The 16,766-nt window shown below is 65.6% G+C and carries 17 protein-coding genes; 2 read left to right on the top strand and 15 right to left on the bottom strand.

Annotation, left to right across the window (positions count from 1 at the left end; genetic code table 11):
• Positions 1–139 precede the first annotated feature (139 nt).
• The 3 genes from fadD5 to ACWFRF_RS01040 are packed head-to-tail and all read right to left on the bottom strand — an operon-like array spanning position 140 to position 3,583.
• Entirely contained in the window at positions 140–1,717 is a 1,578-nt protein-coding gene (fadD5, locus tag ACWFRF_RS01050; RefSeq protein ID WP_378989829.1) for a fatty-acid--CoA ligase FadD5, read from the bottom strand.
• 28 nt (positions 1,718–1,745) lie between these two features.
• The gene (locus tag ACWFRF_RS01045) at positions 1,746–2,552 is read right to left on the bottom strand and encodes an enoyl-CoA hydratase-related protein (RefSeq protein WP_452448412.1); all 807 of its coding nucleotides are present in this window, start codon (positions 2,550–2,552) and stop codon (positions 1,746–1,748) included.
• The gene (locus ACWFRF_RS01040; protein WP_452448411.1) at positions 2,549–3,583 is read right to left on the bottom strand and encodes an NAD(P)H-dependent flavin oxidoreductase; all 1,035 of its coding nucleotides are present in this window, start codon (positions 3,581–3,583) and stop codon (positions 2,549–2,551) included. The genes ACWFRF_RS01045 and ACWFRF_RS01040 overlap by 4 nt, the downstream gene beginning before the upstream one ends.
• Positions 3,584–3,767: 184 nt before the next feature.
• Here ACWFRF_RS01040 and ACWFRF_RS01035 point away from each other — a divergent pair, with 184 nt between their 5' ends.
• Together ACWFRF_RS01035 and ACWFRF_RS01030 are read left to right on the top strand one after the other, a co-directional pair.
• Positions 3,768–4,058 (top strand): hypothetical protein, encoded by a 291-nt coding sequence (locus tag ACWFRF_RS01035; RefSeq protein ID WP_452448410.1) that lies wholly within the window; start codon positions 3,768–3,770, stop codon positions 4,056–4,058.
• Between the two features lie 39 nt (positions 4,059–4,097).
• Positions 4,098–5,243 carry an acyl-CoA dehydrogenase family protein gene (locus ACWFRF_RS01030; protein WP_378989833.1) on the top strand — a complete coding sequence of 382 codons (1,146 nt, stop codon included), beginning with the start codon at positions 4,098–4,100 and terminating at the stop codon, positions 5,241–5,243.
• A 75-nt stretch (positions 5,244–5,318) separates the two neighbouring features.
• Here the strand turns inward: ACWFRF_RS01030 and ACWFRF_RS01025 are convergent, their stop codons facing one another.
• From ACWFRF_RS01025 to ACWFRF_RS00970, 12 genes are read right to left on the bottom strand one after another with little or no spacing between them, the layout of a single operon-like run.
• Complete coding sequence (locus tag ACWFRF_RS01025; RefSeq protein WP_379317697.1) at positions 5,319–6,608, bottom strand: TetR/AcrR family transcriptional regulator; 1,290 nt, start codon at positions 6,606–6,608, stop codon at positions 5,319–5,321.
• A gap of 40 nt (positions 6,609–6,648) precedes the next feature.
• Positions 6,649–7,251, bottom strand: coding sequence for a hypothetical protein (locus ACWFRF_RS01020; RefSeq protein ID WP_452448409.1), 603 nt, complete (start codon positions 7,249–7,251; stop codon positions 6,649–6,651).
• Positions 7,252–7,266: 15 nt separating this feature from the next.
• Positions 7,267–8,451 (bottom strand): MCE family protein, encoded by a 1,185-nt coding sequence (locus ACWFRF_RS01015; RefSeq protein ID WP_387447299.1) that lies wholly within the window; start codon positions 8,449–8,451, stop codon positions 7,267–7,269.
• On the bottom strand, positions 8,448–9,560 hold the full coding sequence (locus tag ACWFRF_RS01010; protein ID WP_452448408.1) for an MCE family protein: 1,113 nt from the start codon (positions 9,558–9,560) through the stop codon (positions 8,448–8,450). The genes ACWFRF_RS01015 and ACWFRF_RS01010 overlap by 4 nt, the downstream gene beginning before the upstream one ends.
• Positions 9,557–10,657, bottom strand: a complete 1,101-nt coding sequence (locus ACWFRF_RS01005; RefSeq protein WP_452448407.1) for an MCE family protein — start codon at positions 10,655–10,657, stop codon at positions 9,557–9,559. The genes ACWFRF_RS01010 and ACWFRF_RS01005 overlap by 4 nt, the downstream gene beginning before the upstream one ends.
• A complete protein-coding gene (locus ACWFRF_RS01000; protein ID WP_452448406.1) occupies positions 10,657–11,670 on the bottom strand; it encodes an MlaD family protein in 1,014 nt (337 codons plus the stop codon). Before ACWFRF_RS01000 ends, ACWFRF_RS01005 begins: the two co-directional genes overlap by 1 nt.
• The gene (locus ACWFRF_RS00995) at positions 11,667–12,689 is read right to left on the bottom strand and encodes an MCE family protein (protein WP_452448405.1); all 1,023 of its coding nucleotides are present in this window, start codon (positions 12,687–12,689) and stop codon (positions 11,667–11,669) included. The genes ACWFRF_RS01000 and ACWFRF_RS00995 overlap by 4 nt, the downstream gene beginning before the upstream one ends.
• Complete coding sequence (locus ACWFRF_RS00990; protein ID WP_452448404.1) at positions 12,686–14,128, bottom strand: MCE family protein; 1,443 nt, start codon at positions 14,126–14,128, stop codon at positions 12,686–12,688. Before ACWFRF_RS00990 ends, ACWFRF_RS00995 begins: the two co-directional genes overlap by 4 nt.
• 9 nt (positions 14,129–14,137) lie before the next feature.
• Positions 14,138–15,001: an ABC transporter permease gene (locus ACWFRF_RS00985; protein ID WP_378989842.1), complete on the bottom strand. Its 864-nt coding sequence runs from the start codon at positions 14,999–15,001 to the stop codon at positions 14,138–14,140.
• Between the two features lies 1 nt (position 15,002).
• Positions 15,003–15,854 carry an MlaE family ABC transporter permease gene (locus ACWFRF_RS00980; protein WP_378989843.1) on the bottom strand — a complete coding sequence of 284 codons (852 nt, stop codon included), beginning with the start codon at positions 15,852–15,854 and terminating at the stop codon, positions 15,003–15,005.
• 46 nt (positions 15,855–15,900) lie between these two features.
• Positions 15,901–16,086: a hypothetical protein gene (locus ACWFRF_RS00975; RefSeq protein WP_378630924.1), complete on the bottom strand. Its 186-nt coding sequence runs from the start codon at positions 16,084–16,086 to the stop codon at positions 15,901–15,903.
• Positions 16,086–16,310 carry a hypothetical protein gene (locus ACWFRF_RS00970; RefSeq protein WP_378989844.1) on the bottom strand — a complete coding sequence of 75 codons (225 nt, stop codon included), beginning with the start codon at positions 16,308–16,310 and terminating at the stop codon, positions 16,086–16,088. The genes ACWFRF_RS00975 and ACWFRF_RS00970 overlap by 1 nt, the downstream gene beginning before the upstream one ends.
• Positions 16,311–16,766 lie beyond the last annotated feature (456 nt).

Genomic DNA, 16,766 nt, shown 5'->3' with positions numbered 1-16,766 from the left:
GGAAATCCGACACTAATTCACGCAAATAATTGGAAATTCATTGTGGTCGAGTCGGCGACCGTCCGGGGGCTCATCGAGATCGGCGGTGGTCTCCTCGGAGGAGACCACCGCCGCAACCCGCAACGGAGTCGTAGCTACCTCAGCTGGTGACCACGGGTGTCAAGCCTGTCGAACCGTGCAGTTTGCGCAGCTCGTGCTTGACGACCTTGCCGCCCGCGTTGCGCGGCAGGGCGTCGACCACCACGAGGTCCTTCGGGTGCTTGTAGCGGGCGAGATGGGTGTTGAGATGCGGTTCCAGGTCGGCGAGACTGATGCCGCCGTCGTCCTCCACCGCCACGATCGCGACCGGGACCTCGCCCCATTTGTCGTCGACGCGGCCGATCACCGCCGCCTCTCTGATCCGTGGGTGCGCGAACAGCACGTTCTCCACCTCGGCGCAGTAGATGTTCTCGCCGCCGGAGATGATCATGTCCTTCTTGCGGTCGACGACGTAGACGAAGCCTTCCTCGTCGAGGCGCACGAGATCACCGGAGTGGAACCAGCCGCCCGCGAACGCGTCGGCGGTCGCGCGCGGGTTGTTCCAGTACTCGCGCATCAAAGTCGGTCCGCGATAGACGATTTCGCCGATCTCACCCTGGGCGACATCGTTCATCTCGTCGTCGACGACTCGGGTGGCGATGGTGGGAATCGGCTTGCCGACAGAGCCGAGCTTGCGGATCGCGTCCTCGCCGTCGAGGACGCAGGTGATCGGCGACATCTCGGTCTGCCCGAAGACCGCCACGTTGAGCGCGTTCGGGAAGGTCTGCGCCATGGCCTGCAGCACGGTGTCGGAGGCCGGAGCCGCGCCCCAGCTGATCACTCGCAGCCGCAGATCACGCTGTGCGACAGTCGGATCGGCGCACACTACCTGCCACTGGGCGGGCACCAGGAACACCGAGGTCGCGCGCTCGCTCTCCCAGGCATCGAGCACCTCGGCCGCATCGAACGCCTTGAGCGGATGGATCACCGTCAACGCACCGAGTACGAAACACGATGCGATGCTGCCCAAGCCGGCGATGTGGAACAGCGGCGACGCGCAGAAGGCGATGTCGTCGGAGCTGTAGCGCATGGCGCGGATACAGGTGAGCGCCTGCGAGCTCATGTTCAGGTGGGTCAGGACCGCGCCCTTGGGGTTTCCGGTGGTGCCGGAGGTGTACATGATGAGAGCTGCGGTGTCCTCGGCGATGTCGCGCGGCTCGTGCGGTTCGCCGGTCTCGGCGATGAGGTCCTCGTAGCCGAGGACACCGTCGCCGGTCGGTGCGCCGACCACGATGTGAGTACGCAGATCGGGGGACTGGGCGCTCACCGCCGTGGCCAGCGGGGCGAGCACCGCGTCGGTGATGATCACCGCGGCGCCGCTGTCGGCGACCAGGAAGGCGATCTCGGGCGGAGTGAGCCGGAAATTCACCGGCACCGCGATAGCGCCCAGAGTGTTGATCGCGAATACCGATTCGAGGTACTCGATGTTGTTGAGCATCAAGATCATCACGCGGTCGCCGGCCTTGACGCCACGGCGATCGAGCGCGTCGGACAACCGTTCCACCCGCCAGTGCAGTTCACCCCAGCTGGTGGTCTTGCCGAGGTAGCGCAAGGCGGGAGCGTCCGGGATGGTGGTGGCATGGATCGCGATCTGGTTCATCCAGTGATTGCGGCGCGAGCGCAGGGGTTCTGTGGACATCGTCGTCTCCTCGAAGGCGCGGGAAGGGTTAGGCCGGTTCGGCGATCGGATGCACGGCGCCGGTGAAGTTCGGCGCGCGACGGGTCAGCATCGCGGTCATTCCTTCGAGGAAGTCCGCGGAGGTCAGCAGCTCGATCTGTCCGTCCTTCTCCCGCGTGAGCGCGGCGTCGAGTTCGGTCAGCGTCGATGCGTTGATGGCAGCTTTCGTCAGTTGCAGCGCGCGGCGAGGACCCGCCACGAGTTGGGCGGCGACGGCGTCGATCTGAGCGTCGAGTTCGGCGGCGGGTACACACCGGGTGATCAAGCCCGCCGCAGCGGCGTCGGCGGCGGGCAATCGGGCGCCGAGCAGCGCCATTTCCGCGGCCCTGGCACGACCCATGGCCGCGGCGACGACCGCGGTTGCTCCGCCGTCGGGCATCAGCCCGATCGAGGTGAACGGCAGCAGCAGGTAGGCGCTGTCGGCTGCGTACACGAGATCGGCGGCCAGTGCGATCGACGCGCCGACGCCGGCGGCCGGCCCGTTGACCCGCGCGATGACGGGAAGCGGCGAGGCGATGATCGCGCGGATCAGCGCGTTGGCGGTGTCCATCACGACCTGCGGTGAGGCCTCGTTGCCGCCTGCGGCCGCGGCTGCGGCCAGGTCGGCGCCGGTGCAGAACGCCTTGCCCGCGCCGGTCAGCACGATCACCCGAACCGAAGGCCGAGCCGGGGCAGCGCTGACGAGATCGCCCAGTTCGGTCATCGCCTCGAGATCGATCGCGTTCAGCCGTGCTTGGCGGTCGATCGTCAGGCGCAGGACGCCGCCTTCTTCCTCGACCAGAATGCTCTCGCTCATCGGGCCACCGTTTCGACGATCGACTGTGCCAGACGTCCCGCGATGAGGGTCTCGGCCTCGCGCACGATCCGCGCCACCAGATCCGCGCAGGTGGGGATGTCGTGGATCAAGCCCTGGCACTGGCCGACGCTCCAGATGCCCGCGTCGAGGTCACCGTCCTCGTAGACCTTGCGGCCGCGCGCGCCCGCGACGAGTTCGCGGACATCGTCGAACGTGCCACCGCCGCGCTCGATCTCGACGACCTGGCGGCTGACGGCGTTGTCGGCGACCCGGGCGGTGTTGCTCAAGGTCCGGAAGATCAGCTTGGTGTCGAGCTCGGTGTTGGCGACGATCTGTTCCTTGACCACGTGCGCGATGGGCGATTCGACCGTGCACAGAAACCTGGTACCCATATTGACGCCGTCGGCGCCGAGCGCCATCGCGGCGACCAACCCGCGAGCATCGGCGATGCCGCCGGAGGCGATCATCGGGATCTCGATCTCGCGCGCGGCGGCGGGAATCAGGACCAAGCCCGGTGTGTCGTTCTCGCCGGGATGACCGGCGCATTCGAAGCCGTCGATACTCACCGCGTCGACGCCGACCTGCTGGGCCTTGAGCGCGTGCTTGACGCTGGTGCACTTGTGCAGCACCTTGATGCCCGCGTCTTTGAGGTAGGGCAGGTGGGTCGCCGGGTTGCCGCCGGCGATCTCGACGATCGAGACGCCCCCGTCGATGATCGCCTGGCGGTACTCCGCGTAGGGCGGCGGCGTGATCGAAGGCAGGATCGTCAGATTCACACCGAACGGTTTGTCGGTGAGATCCCTGGTCCGAGCGATTTCCTCGCGCAGTGCCTGCGGGGTCGGCTGGGTCAGGCCGGTGATGATGCCGAGTCCACCGGCCTCTGAGACCGCGGCCGCGAGTTCGGCACGGCCGACCCACATCATCCCGCCCTGCACGATGGGGTGCTCGACACCGAATGCCTCGGTGAATCGGGTGCGCAGCATTGAGCCTCTCTCCGCTCGGGAGTTCTGCGCCGGTTGCGGGGAACCCATGGCCTCTTTGCATCCGGCGAGAATCATGATTAACTTATTGAGAATGGGTGTTAACTTATCCGAGCTGGAGTGTTCCTGTCAACGAACTCGGCCCAAGCGCGAGAATCGCTGGGCCCACCCTGGCCGATCCGGTGGTCGGGGGTGCGTTGACGGGGCGATCCGATTCCTTCGAAAGAAGTCGCCGATGGCTGAATCCCTTGTCGCAGAGGCTGTTGACAAGCAGTTTCTCGAGACCCACCGTCCCGTTGCCAGTGCGGTTCGCGGCCGTCGGCCGGTCGGCGATGCCGCTGTGGCCGCTGTGGCCGCACCGGGCTGGGTGGGAATCGGCGCCGAGGGCGGAAAAGGCCGCTGTGCGGCGATGGGCGAAACATCTGATCGTCAACATCGACGAATCCCGCGCAACGCGGGCGAGGCACCCCAGCGCGTGTTCTGCGGCCTGATGATGGCCGACCACGTGGCGTCAACGCGCCGGTAACTGATCCTCAATCCAACGAAACAAGGGAGAACAATCACTATGGGCGTCGAATTCAGCCCGGAACAGCAGGATTTCGCGGCAGCGGTCGCCGCGTTCGCCAAGCGTGAGGCGGGCACCCGGGAAAAGCGTGACGCGCTCACCGACCATGATGCCGAGCAGCACAACGCCGATGTCTACGGCAAGATGGCCGAACTGGGCTGGCTCGGTCTGACGGTGCCCGAGGAGTACGGCGGCTCCGACGCCACGATGGTCGACATGTGCATCCTGCTCGAGGAGAGCCTGCGCGGCATGCTGCCGATCGGTGCGATCGGGCCGACCCTCATCACCGGTGGTGCCTACGCGAAGTTCGGCACCGAGGCACAGAAGGACGTGGTCCTGCGCGGCATCGTTCGTGGTGCGTCGCAGTCGATTTCGATGTCGGAACCGGAGGCGGGCTCCGACGTCGGCAACATCACCGCCAAAGCGGAGAAGACCAACGACGGCTGGCTGATCAACGGTCAGAAGACCTGGTGCTCCAACGCGCACATCTCGGAGAACATCCTGCTGGTGGTGCGCACCGATCGCAGTGGCGGCAAGCACGAGGGACTCACCATGTTCCATGTGCCCGCCAACACGCCGGGGCTCAAGATCAGCCCGATCGAGCTGATGGGCAACCAGAAGGAGACCAACGACCTGTACTTCACCGATTGCCTGCTTCCCGAGGACGCGGTGGTCGGCGAGGTGGGCAACGGCTGGCGTCAGCTGATGACCGGGCTGAACTTCGAACGGCTCATTCTGGCCGCGATGAGCCTCGGTGCCGCCGAGCGTGCCTTCGAGGACACGCTGCAGTTCATCAGTGAGCGCAAGCAGTTCGGCAGGCCGATCGGTTCCTTCCAGGCGCTGCGGCACCGCGTGGCCGACCTCGCGACCGAGATCGAATGCACCAAGCTGCTGGTCTACAGCGTGGCTGCCGCAGTCGACGCCAACCCGACCAAGACCTTCGCGCGCGAAGCATCGATGGCCAAGCTCAAGGCCACCGAGACGTCCAAGCAGGTCGCGCTGGCCGGGATGCAGATGATGGGCGGCTACGGCTACGCCCGGGAGTTCGACATGGAAAAGCATGTCCGTGGCGCCTTGGTCTCCACGATCTTCGGCGGTACGAGCGAGATCCAGCGCGACATCATCGGTAAGACGTTCGGTCTCTGACACGGAGGGGAAAAGGGGCGTCCGACCGGTCACGGTCGGACGCCCCTGTCGATTGCGGCGCGAGTCGCTCGCTGCCTACCGTGGCAGGGGCTGACCGAGCAGAATGGTCTCCAGCAAACGGATCACCGTCTCCTGCGGACTGATTCCATGGTCACCGAAGGTGCGCCCGAGGTCGACCACGAGGCTGAAGGCCGCGTGCACGAGGATCCGGGCCTCGCCGATGGACAGGTCCGGCCTCGCTTCCACCACCAACTTCGCCCATTCGGTGATGATCAGCTGCTGGAGATGGCGCAGGGTCACCTGATCGGGTTGGTCTACATGGCTGAACTCGGCGTAGTAGACGAAGGTCAGCGCGCGCTCGGCGAACGAGCCGGAGACATAGAGCTCGATCAGTGTGCCGAGTGCTTCGGCCGGAGTGTCCGCGGCGGCTGTCGCGGGTGCGATCGCTCCCGATACCCGGTCGGCGGCGCGCCGGAACGCGGCTACCAACAGGTCGCTCTTGCTGCGGTAGTAGCGGTACACCGCCGATGCGGCCGACAGATCCGCGGCGGCGGCGATGTCTTCCATGCTGACATTCGGATAGCCGCGCTCGTGGAACAGCTCGACAGCCTTGCCCAGCAGCAGATCATGTTTGAACGGCTGCGGTTGCTCGCCCCTCGAACCGGCAGTCTTGGTGCTGTCGTGTCCGCTGAGATCAGCGTCGATCAACGTCCAGCTGGTCGCATGGAGCAGCCGGGCGAGGGCCTTCACCGGAATGGTGGCGTGGTGGTCGCCGATGCTGCTCGCCACGGCAAAGATCGAGACTGCCCGAACCGCCCGGTCTCGACCGTCTAACTCGGGTCGTACCTCGCCGATCAGCTTGCGCAGCGTGGCGATCGCCGCGGCGAATTGATCGGTGAACTCCTGAAGATCGGCCGGCTCGAGATAGCGGCGCTCCCAGCGAGCCAGCGCCACGGTCGGCCGATTGGCGATGGTCAAGCCGATGATGGCGTCGAGCACATGGTCGACGCGCCGGCGCGGCTCCCAGTCGACGGCCTCGGCGGGCAGCTCGACCGCGCCGACAGCGATCCCGGACAATCGCAGAAGTTCCTCCCGGAACAGTGCGTATTTGCTCGGAAAGTGCCGATACAGCGCGGTGGAACTGATGTCGAGGCGCCGTGCGATGTCGTCCATGCTGACACCGTGGTATCCGTGCGCGCCGAAGGCGGCGGCCGATTCTGCCGCGATCTGGGCACGACGATTCTTCGGCCTGCGCCTGACTTGGCGAGTCGGCGCATCCGCGGGGGATTCGTCTGCCTGGCTGCTCGTCGTCTTACCCTTTGTTCCGCGCGGGGACAGTGAGTTCCCGATGATCTTGCCTGTCATGCTATCGCCTGGCGGCGTGAGGTCGATCCGCCGGACCGCGTCATGGGGCGGGAGGCGAGGTCAACGGGGAGTTCACCTTCTCGACGAGCCAGCGGCCGTCGTCATTGTGCAGGTTGAACACCATCGACAGCTGACTCGGCTTGGGCTTGTGCTCGGTACCCAGGCTCGAGATGGTCGTTCCGATCACCACGATCGCCTCAGCGGAGTTCTCGTCGCCGGAGCGCAGCGCACACTGGGTATCGGTCACCTTCGAGATGACCTCACCCTGGGTGAGGGCGTCGCGCAGCTCGGTGCTGGTGGATTCGAACTGTTTCTTCCAGTCACCCGTCGCGCCCGTGAGGACAGCCTTGAAGTAGGTGTCGAGGCTCTTGCTGTCGTAGTCGGCCAAGGCCGGCGCGTAGTGGCACGCGGCCTCGCGGGCCTGCTGTTGGGCCGCGAGGAGATCGGTGCTGTTCTTGTTCTCCACGAACAGGAACACCGAGGTCGCCACCGAGGCGCCGAGGACGATCGCGGTGGCACCGCGCAGGCCGAGAGTTCTGCGGTCCATCGCCCACCACTTGGCCTCGGTGGCCGTCTTCGCATCGACTGTGTCCGCGAGCCCTTCCGATGGTGCTGTGCTGGTGGATGTTTCGTCGCTGGTCATTGCTTTTCGTGCTCCTTATCTTGGTGCGGGCACCGAGGGCTGGGACAGTTCGTCACCGGTCACACCGGGCGGCGGTCCCGCACCGTTGTCGGGGCCGGCGGGTCGTGGTGCGTTCGCCGACCCACGGACCTGCAGCGCTGGGTTGTCGGTGACGCAGTAGTTGTAGAGGCGCACCCTGGTATCGGCGGTGGCCTGTGTCGGCAGGATCGGAACAGTGTCGTAGTCGCAGGTCGGTCGCGGCCACGGATCCACGAGGGTGAAGAAGGCGTTGTCGTGGGCGGGGATCCCGACCGCCTCGGAGAAGCGGCTCAAGGTGGGAAACAGCAGCTCGATCGCGGGTTGACGCAATTTGGCCGCCCGGGTGATCGCCACGAAGTTCGTCACCAGGTCCGTGATCGGGTCGTGGGTGCGGGAGATGAAGCCCCCGAGCGTCGCCAGCTGACCCGGCCCCTCTTGGAGCAGATGCCGCAATTCGGCGTCGGCGGCGGAGAACTGCTGGAACAGGGCGCTACCCGCGTTGGTGAGGGTGCCGAGGTCGGGTTGCGCGTGCGCGGTCGTCGCGGCGATGACTTCCAGATTGCGCAGCAGCTGCTCGGTCTGCGGAAGCAGATCGGTGAGCCCCGCCATCGCACGACTGATCCCGGAGATCATGTTGCGCAAGCCGTCCGGTCCGCCCGCGAGCGCTTTGTCGAGTTCGTTGACGATGACATTGAGGCGGTCGGGGTTCAATCCGCCGACCAGGCCCGTCATATTCGCCAGAACCGACTGCACCTGCACAGGCACGGCGGTGTCCGCCCGGGCGATGACGGAGCCGTCGCGCAGAAAGGGTCCGGTGTCGGTATCGGGGCGGAAATCCAGGTACTGCTCGCCCGCGGCCGACAATCGGGCGACGGCGACTGTGCCGCCGACCGGAATCCGGGTGCCCTCCTCGATCTCGGCTACCGCCGCGACGCCGTCGCCGGCGACCCGCACGTCATCGACCCGGCCGACCCGAACGCCACGGAATGTCACGTCGCTGCCCGCGGTGAGCCCACCCGAGATGGCCAGTTCGACGGTGACAACGTAGCGCGAACTCGTCGGGTCGATCCGTAGCACGGCGCCGCCCAGGTAGAGGCTGCCCAGCACCAGGACGACGACCAGGCCGGCATTGGCTACCGCGATGCGACGGCGAACCAGCCACTCCCACAACGGTGAATTCATCGGGGCCCCTCGTGGGTCGGCTGCTGCGGTGTGCTGGTGAGGCGGCCGGTCACCTTGGCGATCACGTCGGTGATGCTGCCGAGGAACGCCGGCACATCGGTGCCGTCGGGCCAGCGGCTGCCGGCCGGATCGGTGATCGCACCGATATCGAGGTAGGACAGGATTGCTCCGACGGCCAGGGTCGGCCCCTGCATGCTGTCCATCACCGAGGGATAGACGCTGTGGAAGCCCTCGAGCGTGCCGGTGAGGTCATCGCCCATCTGCGCGAACCCGGACATCAGATTCTGGATGCTCTGGAACAGGCTGACGAACTGCGGCCCGTTCGTGGCGCTGAAGTCGCCGAGGGCGTCCATCGTCACGGCCACCTTGTTGATCAGCTCGACGATGGCCTGGTTGTTCTCGGCGAACAGCCCGATCAATTGCGGGAAGCTGTCGGCCGCGGCGCCGAGTTCGGCTTTGCGCCGCGCCAATTCGCCGGTCAGTACCGACAACCCGGCGAGCGTTGCGTCGAGGTCGCCGGTGCGTGCGTTGAGCGCGCTGATGACCGAGGTCATCTCCCCGATCAGGTGCTGCAATTGGGGCGCTCTGCCCGCGAAGATGGAATTGAGCTCGGAGGTGACCTTGGCTGCCTGATTGAGTCCGCCGCCGTTGATCAGCATCGACACCGACATCATCAACTGCTCGACCGAGGCGGCCGATGCGGTGTGCTCGGCTCCGATGGTCGCGCCCGCACGCAGCGGTGGCCCGGCTGCCTCGGCGCTGGGCAGGGTCATGGCGACGAAGATGTCACCGAGGGGTGTCGCCTGGCGCAGCTCCACGGTGGTGCCCTGCGGCAGCTGGATGTCGGTGCGGATCAGCATCTCGACATCGGCGAGGAACGCGGTCGTCGAAATTCCGGTGACGACACCGATATCGGTGCCGCCGATCTTGACGTGGGCGCGATCGGGCAGATTGAGCGCGTCGCGGAATGTGGCGTGCAGGGTATAGCCGGGCCCGCCGATGCCCGGTTCGGGCATCGGCAGTTCGGCCACGGTCATCGAGCAGCCGCTGCTCGATGCGGCCACGGCGGCGGCGCAGAAGGCCGCGGCCAACGTGGTGCGCAGAGTCATTTCGTCAGTCCCAACAGCGCGGCGGTCAGCCCGAAGTCCGGGCCCATATCGGAAATCTTGCCGGTGCGGCAGCCGTCCAGCCGCATCTGCACGCGCTCGCAGAACAGTGAGACCACCTCGCTGTCGAGCACGATCTTGTCGAGCAGACCGTGCAGGCGCAGCGCCTGGTGTTCCCGGCTGATCGCATTGTCGAAGTTCTGAAACATCAGCGGACCGACGTCGATGATCTCGGTCAGATTGCGGGCATTGGCCCGCATCTGGGCGGCGATCGCGACGAACTTGGTAAGCGCGCCCGCGAGCTGATCCTGATTCTGGCCGACCACCGAGGAGGTATTGGTGATGAAGTCGTCGAGCTGGGTCAGCACCGCCTGCAGACCGGGGGACTGCTGCCCGAACAACGCGACCAATTCGGTGATGCGACCGCTGAAATCGCGGACGGTCTGATCGTTGTCGGCGACGATCTGGGTGATCTCACCGAGTTCGATGATGGTGTTGGCGATCTGATCCTTGTTGGCGAAAGTCAGCTCGAAGGCCGCCGACAGTTCGTCGAGCGTTTCGCGCAGCCGGTCGCCGTTGCCGTCGAGCAGTGGGAAGAGCACCCGGCTCGCCATGGGCCCGCTCTGGCTGTCGCCCTTGAGCGCCTCGCCCAGCTGATCGAAGTTGGCCAGGATCCGGTCCAGCTCGACCGGTGTCCTGGTGCGCTCCAGCGGAAGATGCGCGCCGTCGGCCAGCTCGGGTCCTGCGCCGGTATAGGCCGGAGCGAGCTCGACATGGCGGTTGGTGATCAGCTGCGGCGACACCAGCGCCGCCATCGCTTCGGCGGGAATGCGCACGTCGCGGTCGACCGACATCACCACCTCGACGTAGCTGCCGCGCGGTGTCACCGAATCGACGACTCCGACCGGCACCCCGAGTACCGAGACCTCGTTGCCCGCATACAGTCCGGCCACGTTCTCGAAGTCGGCGCTGATGCGTTTCTGCTCGCCGAGCACCTGGTTACCCAGTCCGGTCAGGCTGTCGGGCAGCAGGGCGCAGCCCGAGGCGAGGGTCGCGGCCAAGCAGAGCGCCGCCAGCTTGCTCGTGCGTTCGGTCCTCATCAGTTGCACCCCTGTACGGCCTGTGCGAAGCACAGCCAGTTGTCCGGAAGGATCCACGGTGCCCAGATCTCGCCGTAGGGACCGTTGCCGAGCAGATTGTTGAACTGGCGCAACGTGACCGGGGCGTACTCGTAGATCCGGTCCAGGTTCTCCTTGTTCTTGGTCAGGCCGTCGGCCATCGTGTTGAGGTTGGCGATCAGCGGTCCGAGTTCACCGTTGTTCTCGATGCCCATGTCCTGCAGCAGCCTCGACATGTCGGCGACGTTGTCGAGCAGCTGGGTGAGCAGGGTCTGGCGCTTCTGCACCGCCGCCCCGATCGCTTCGCCCCTGGTGAGCAGCACCAACACACTGTTGCGGTTGTCCGAGACCAGTTGCGAGACCTGATCCATGCTCTTCAGCAGTGTGTCGACCTCGTCGCGCCTGCTGTTGATCACCTGGGCGAGTGAGCCGATGCTGTCGAGGGCCTGCACCGCCATGGCGGGTGAATCGCCCAGCTGGGCGCTGAACACATCGAGTGCGGTGCGCAGTTTGTTCGGGTCGATCCGTTCGATCCGCTCGAACGAGGAGGTGTACTTCGGGTCCTGGATAACCTTGCTCAGGTTGTACGGCACCTCGGTGCTGTCGAGCCGGATCCGGTTGTCGGGGAGCTCTTTTCCGTCACCGGGCCGCAGCACGATGTGCAGCCTGCCGAGGATGGTCGACATCTTGATCGCCGCGTGGGCGTTGGCGCCGAGGCGGATGTCCTTGCGGATCCGCAGTGCCACCTCCACCCGATCGTTGACCAGTTTCACCGCCTGGACCTCACCGACCTCGATGCCGGAGACATCGACCGTCGCGCCGGGCCGAAGGCCCGCGGCCTGGGCGAACTCGGCGTGCACGGTCTTGTCGCCGAGCTGGACCTGGTTGAGCAGATTCGAACCGCCGAGCAACACCAGCACCGCGAGGGCCGCGATCAGGCCGAGCCGCAGGTGCCGGTTGTGCCGCAGAAATGCTGGAACGCCTGGTTTGATCATCGGCACACTTCCGATTGTGAGGTGCCGCCGACCTGGGAGAACAAGCCCTCGGGCAGGAGAACGCCCCACAGGGAGACGTCGAGGCGGCAGATGTAGGCATTGCCGTAGGTCCCGTATTGGGTGAACCTGGCGACGCCGTTGAGGAAGTCCGGGAATTCGACCGCAGCGCGATCGAGCGCGGCGCCGTTGTAGAGCAGCATCATCACGCCTGTGGTCGCGTTGCGTTGCGCGTCGGCCAAGCCGGGCTTGACCTGTTCGATGAGCGAGACCAACCCGTTCGTCGCTCCCGCCACCCGTTCGACCGAACTCTTCAACGATTCGCCCTCGGTGTAGAGCCCTTCCATCAAACTGCGAGTCTGGGTGATCAGGGTCTCCAGCTCATCGCTGCGGTTGGCCAGACCGGCCATCACCGAGCTGAGATTGCTCAGCACATCGCCGATGATCTGATCGCGTTCACCGAAGGTGCTGGCCAACTGGGCGGCCTGGGTGATCAGCGCGGCCAGCGACACCTCGTTGCCTTGCAGTGCCTGAATGAGGGTTTCCGACAGCGAATTGATCTGGTCGGGTTGCAGCACACTGAACAGCGGCTCGAATCCGGACAGCAGCGCCGAGACATCGAACGACGGCTCGGTCCGCTCGAGCGGGATCTGTGAACCGGCGGGGACAACGGTGCCCTCGCCGGTGCCCGGCGCCAGCGCCAGGTAGCGCTGACCGATCAGATTCTGGTATCGCACCAGGGCTTTGGTGGTGTCGGTCAGGTGCTGGCGCGACTCGATCTGGAAGTCGACCTCGGCGATGTAGTTATCGGTGAAGTCGATCTTGTCGATCCGGCCGACCCGTACACCCGCCATCCGGACGTCGTCGCCGATGCGCAATCCGAGGACATCGGTGAAGACCGCCGAGTAGCTCGTCGTATTGCCGGGGACACTGCGTTGCAGGGTCGACCAGATCGTGTAGGTGAGCAACGTCGCCAGTACGGCGAAGAAGCTGAACCCGAGGAGCGCTTTGGTGGATTTCACTGTTGGACACCACCTTCGGTGTCGGGGACGATGGGAATGTTGCCCAGGATCGACCCGAGCAGCAGCAGCTGGCTGAACGTCGGTGTACCGCCGACCAGCGCCGACACCGCGGCGATGCCGCTCAGCCGAGGCTGCGCCGCCGGGGTGGCGGCGGGCGCGGGATCGTGGGATGCGGCGGGCGCGGTGATCCCCGGGATGGCGGGCAGTCCCGGAATGGCGGGCAGACCCGGAATCGTCGGCAGGCCGGGCACCGTCGGCACGGTGATGCTCGGCAGCGCGGGCAGACCGGGAATCGGCAGTACCGGTGCCGGTCCGGCGGACTCGAGCCGCTTCGGCAGCATCTGTGCCGGATACTCCTGCGGCGGTGCGACTTCGGGCACGGACGGTCCGCCGCATCGGGGCCCGGCCATTGCACCGTAGTGCGGGCAGTCCTTCGCGGTGTATTGCTGGAAGGGTGTGAACGTCACGTCCATGCGCCAGGTCATCTGTTTGCGCGGGCCGAAGTTGAACACCTGCTGCAACCTGCGGAACGACGTGTTGAGGTTGGCCGCCGTCGACTGGAGCGCGCTGGGATCCTTGGCGATGCCACCGAGCAGCTGGTCCAGGCCGGAGACCAATTCCTTGCCCGAATCGGGATTCGCGGCGAACAGGGCGTTGACCGATTCGATGGTGGAATTGCCCTGGGTGAGCAGCTCCACCAACTGGGTGCGGTGCTCGTTGAGCGTGCGCGCAGAGGTCACCGAATCGGCCAGCACGCCGACCAGCTCCGGTGCCGACTGGCTCAGTGCCGTTGCCGCCTGACCGAAATTGCCGAGCAGGTGGCCGATTTCGGGGATCTGGTGGACTGTGGTGAGCCAGGTATCCAGGCGCTCCACCGTGGAACCCGGCACGCGGCTGCTCGGGTCGAGCGCGGCGGACAGGGTGGCCAGCACCCGGCCGAGCTTCTCGGGCTGGATGGTGGCGAGCACATCGCGCAATGTGTTGAGTGTGGACTGCAGCGCAATCGTGGCGGCGCTGGTGTCCTCGCGGATGGTCGCGCCCTCGCGCAGCCCCTCGGCGGTCCCCCCGTTGTCCACGAGCTGGAGCGAGGAGACGCCGAAGATGTTGTCGGGTACGACGCGCACGGTGACCGTGTTCGGAATCGTCTGCGCGAGGCCCGGTTTCAGCTCCAGCGTGGCGTGCTGGCGTTCGCCCTTGGCGACCATCTCCACCGAGCCGACCGCGCCGACCAGCATGCCGCGGTACTTCACGTCGGCACGCTGGGGTAGCCCGTCGCCGGTGCTGGTGAGGTCGGCGCCGACCACCACCGTGTCCTCGAACTCGCCGTTGTAGCGCAGTGCGAGCAGATACAGAGCGACCGCGAACGCGGTGATCACCGCCAGTCCCGCGAGCGTGAGCTGCAGGGGTTTGGGGCCGCGGCCGCTGAGATCGAGAATCATTCGATCGACCTATCCCGAGATCCGGAATCCGGGGTCGATGCCCCAGATCGCAAGGGTGAGAAACAGATTGGTGAAGACCATGACGACGATGACCATCTTGATGGCCCGGCCCGCCGCGACCCCGACGCCTTCGGGGCCCCCGGAGGCGACAAAGCCGTAGTAGCACTGGATGAACGCCGCGATGAGGACGAACACCACTACTTTGAAGATCGAATAGAACACGTCCCCGCCCAGCAGGAACTGGAAGAAGTAGTGGTCGTAGGTGCCCGCGGTGGTACCGCCCAGGAAGAGCACCGACAGTTTTGTCGCGATGTAGGCGACTGCGAGGCCGAGTGTGTAGAGGGGAATGATGGTGATCGTCGCCGCGATCATCCGGGTGGTCACCAGATAGGGCAGTGGCCGGATCGCGATGGATTCCAGGGCGTCGATCTCCTCGGAGATCCGCATCGAGCCGAGCTGCGCGGTGAATCGGCAGCCGGACTGGATGGCGAAGGCCAGCGTGCCCAGGATCGGCGCGATCTCACGGGTGGTGGCGAAGCCGGAGATGGCCCCGGTCAGCGGTCCCATGGTGAGCAGGTTCAACGCGGTGTAGGACTCGACTCCGACGGTGATGCCGCCGAACGCGCACAGCACGATGACCACGCCGACGGTGCCACCGCCGACGATGAGCGAGCCGTTGCCCCAGCCGACGTCGGCTACCAAGCGGGCTACTTCCTTGCGGTAGTGACGCAGGGTGAACGGGATGGCGATCAGGGCCTGGAAGAACACGATGGCCTGGTGGCCGAGGCGCTGATTGGCTTGGACAGGGATCTTGGCTGTCGCGCTGATCGCGCGGACCGGCCGCAGTGCGGGCGGGACGTACTCGGCGGCCATCTCACACCACCTTCGCGGGGAAGAAGCTGTTGTACAGCTGGGTAACGATGATGTTGGTGGCGAACAGCATCAGGGCGGAGGTGACCACCGCCGAGTTCACCGAGTTCGCGACACCACCGGGACCGCCCTTGGTGTGTAGTCCGATGTCGCAGGCGATGATCGCGGTGAGCGCACCGAAGATCGCCGCCTTGAACAGCGCGACCATCAGGTCGTTCGCCACCGCGAACGAGGCGAACGAGCTGATGAACGATCCCGGCGTGCCCTGCTGGGCATAGACATTGAACAAGTAGGCGGTGGCGAAGCCGACGAACACGATGAACCCGCACAGCAGCATGCTCACCAGTACCGCGGCGGCCAGTCGCGGGGCGACCAGCCGGCGCACCGGGTCGACGCCCATCACCTTCATCGCGTCGATCTCCTCCCTGATCGTGCGGGAGCCCAGATCGGCGCAGATGGCCGAGCCGACCGCGCCCGCGATCATCAGGGAGGTGACCAGCGGTGCGCCCTGGCGGATGATGCCGAGTCCGGCGACCGCACCGATGAAGGTGGTGGCGCCGACTTGGTTGACCAGCGCGCCGACCTGGATCGAGACGACCACCGCGACCGGAATCGCGACGAACACGGTCGGCAACGCCGAGACGTTGGCCATGAAGGCGCACTGTTTGATGAACTCCTGGAACGGAAAGCGCCGTTGCACGAGAGAGAGAAACAACTGCGCGATCGTTGCCCGACCGAGGAGGACCTGCCTGCCGAGAGTCTCGAGCGACTGCTGAGGATGCCGTCGCCAGAGCCCGGTGGCGCTGTCGATGAGCCGTCCGATCTCGGACGGTTCGGTGGCCGGTTGCGGCGTCACGCTGCACCGATCCTTTCTTGCTGCGGGGGATTGTGTTCCCGGCTGCTCAGAGCGAGCTCAGCCAGTGTTCGAGGAGGACGACGAGTGCGCCGACGGCCGCCAGACACAAGGCGATGACGCAGAGCAGCGCGATCCACATGCCGACTCGGAGAACAGGATTGACCTGTGTCCGCCCGCCGAGGATCTTGACGATGATCACGATGATGTCGATGACCCATACCAGCGCCATCATCAGGTCATCGTCACATTCGCGAAGACGAGTACGGGCCAGCACACGATCGATCCGAGGAACGAGACGATCAGGTCGGCCCCATGGAGGTCACGCAGATGACTGGTGTGGGTGAGCGTCCAGATGACCCCGACCAGTCCGTACGGGATGCCGATGATGATGAGCGTGCCGAGAAATTCGGACACCTTCATCTCATAGCTGAGAAACCTGTCCAGCCGTCGCAACATGGTGGTACCGGTGTCCTTCCTCGGGACCTTGGACGACGTCAGGCCTGCCGGCCGCCGTCGTTGGCGGTGCGATGTTGTTGTCGAGCGTTCTTTGGGGGTGGACCCGAAGGGTGATCGCCGTCCCCTGAGTCATGCAAGAAGTTGTGGAGGCTTCCAGAGCTCGGGAGGTCGATCACCGAAGATCAAGTTACTACCCATTCTCATCGCTGTGATGAGAATTACCGGTAACATATCTCATAGATTCGGGATTGCCTATAGGGCACCGAATCGAGTGCTGTCGCAGGTTGCGCCCGCGGCATCCTGCTCGCCGGTCGTCTACTGGCGGGTTGGCGCGGGCCCTTGCGAGCGGAGGGGGCATCGCATCGGCATCGGACGCCGCTGAGGGGTGCGTTCCGGTGCCGATGCGACCCGCGCATCATGCCCCCAACTCGTGATGCTGCGGAATGGAGAGTAACA

The sequence above is a fragment of the Nocardia sp. NPDC055165 genome, assembly GCF_053606985.1.
Note: the sequence above shows the minus strand (reverse complement) of the source record. Positions and strands in the feature narration are given on the sequence as shown.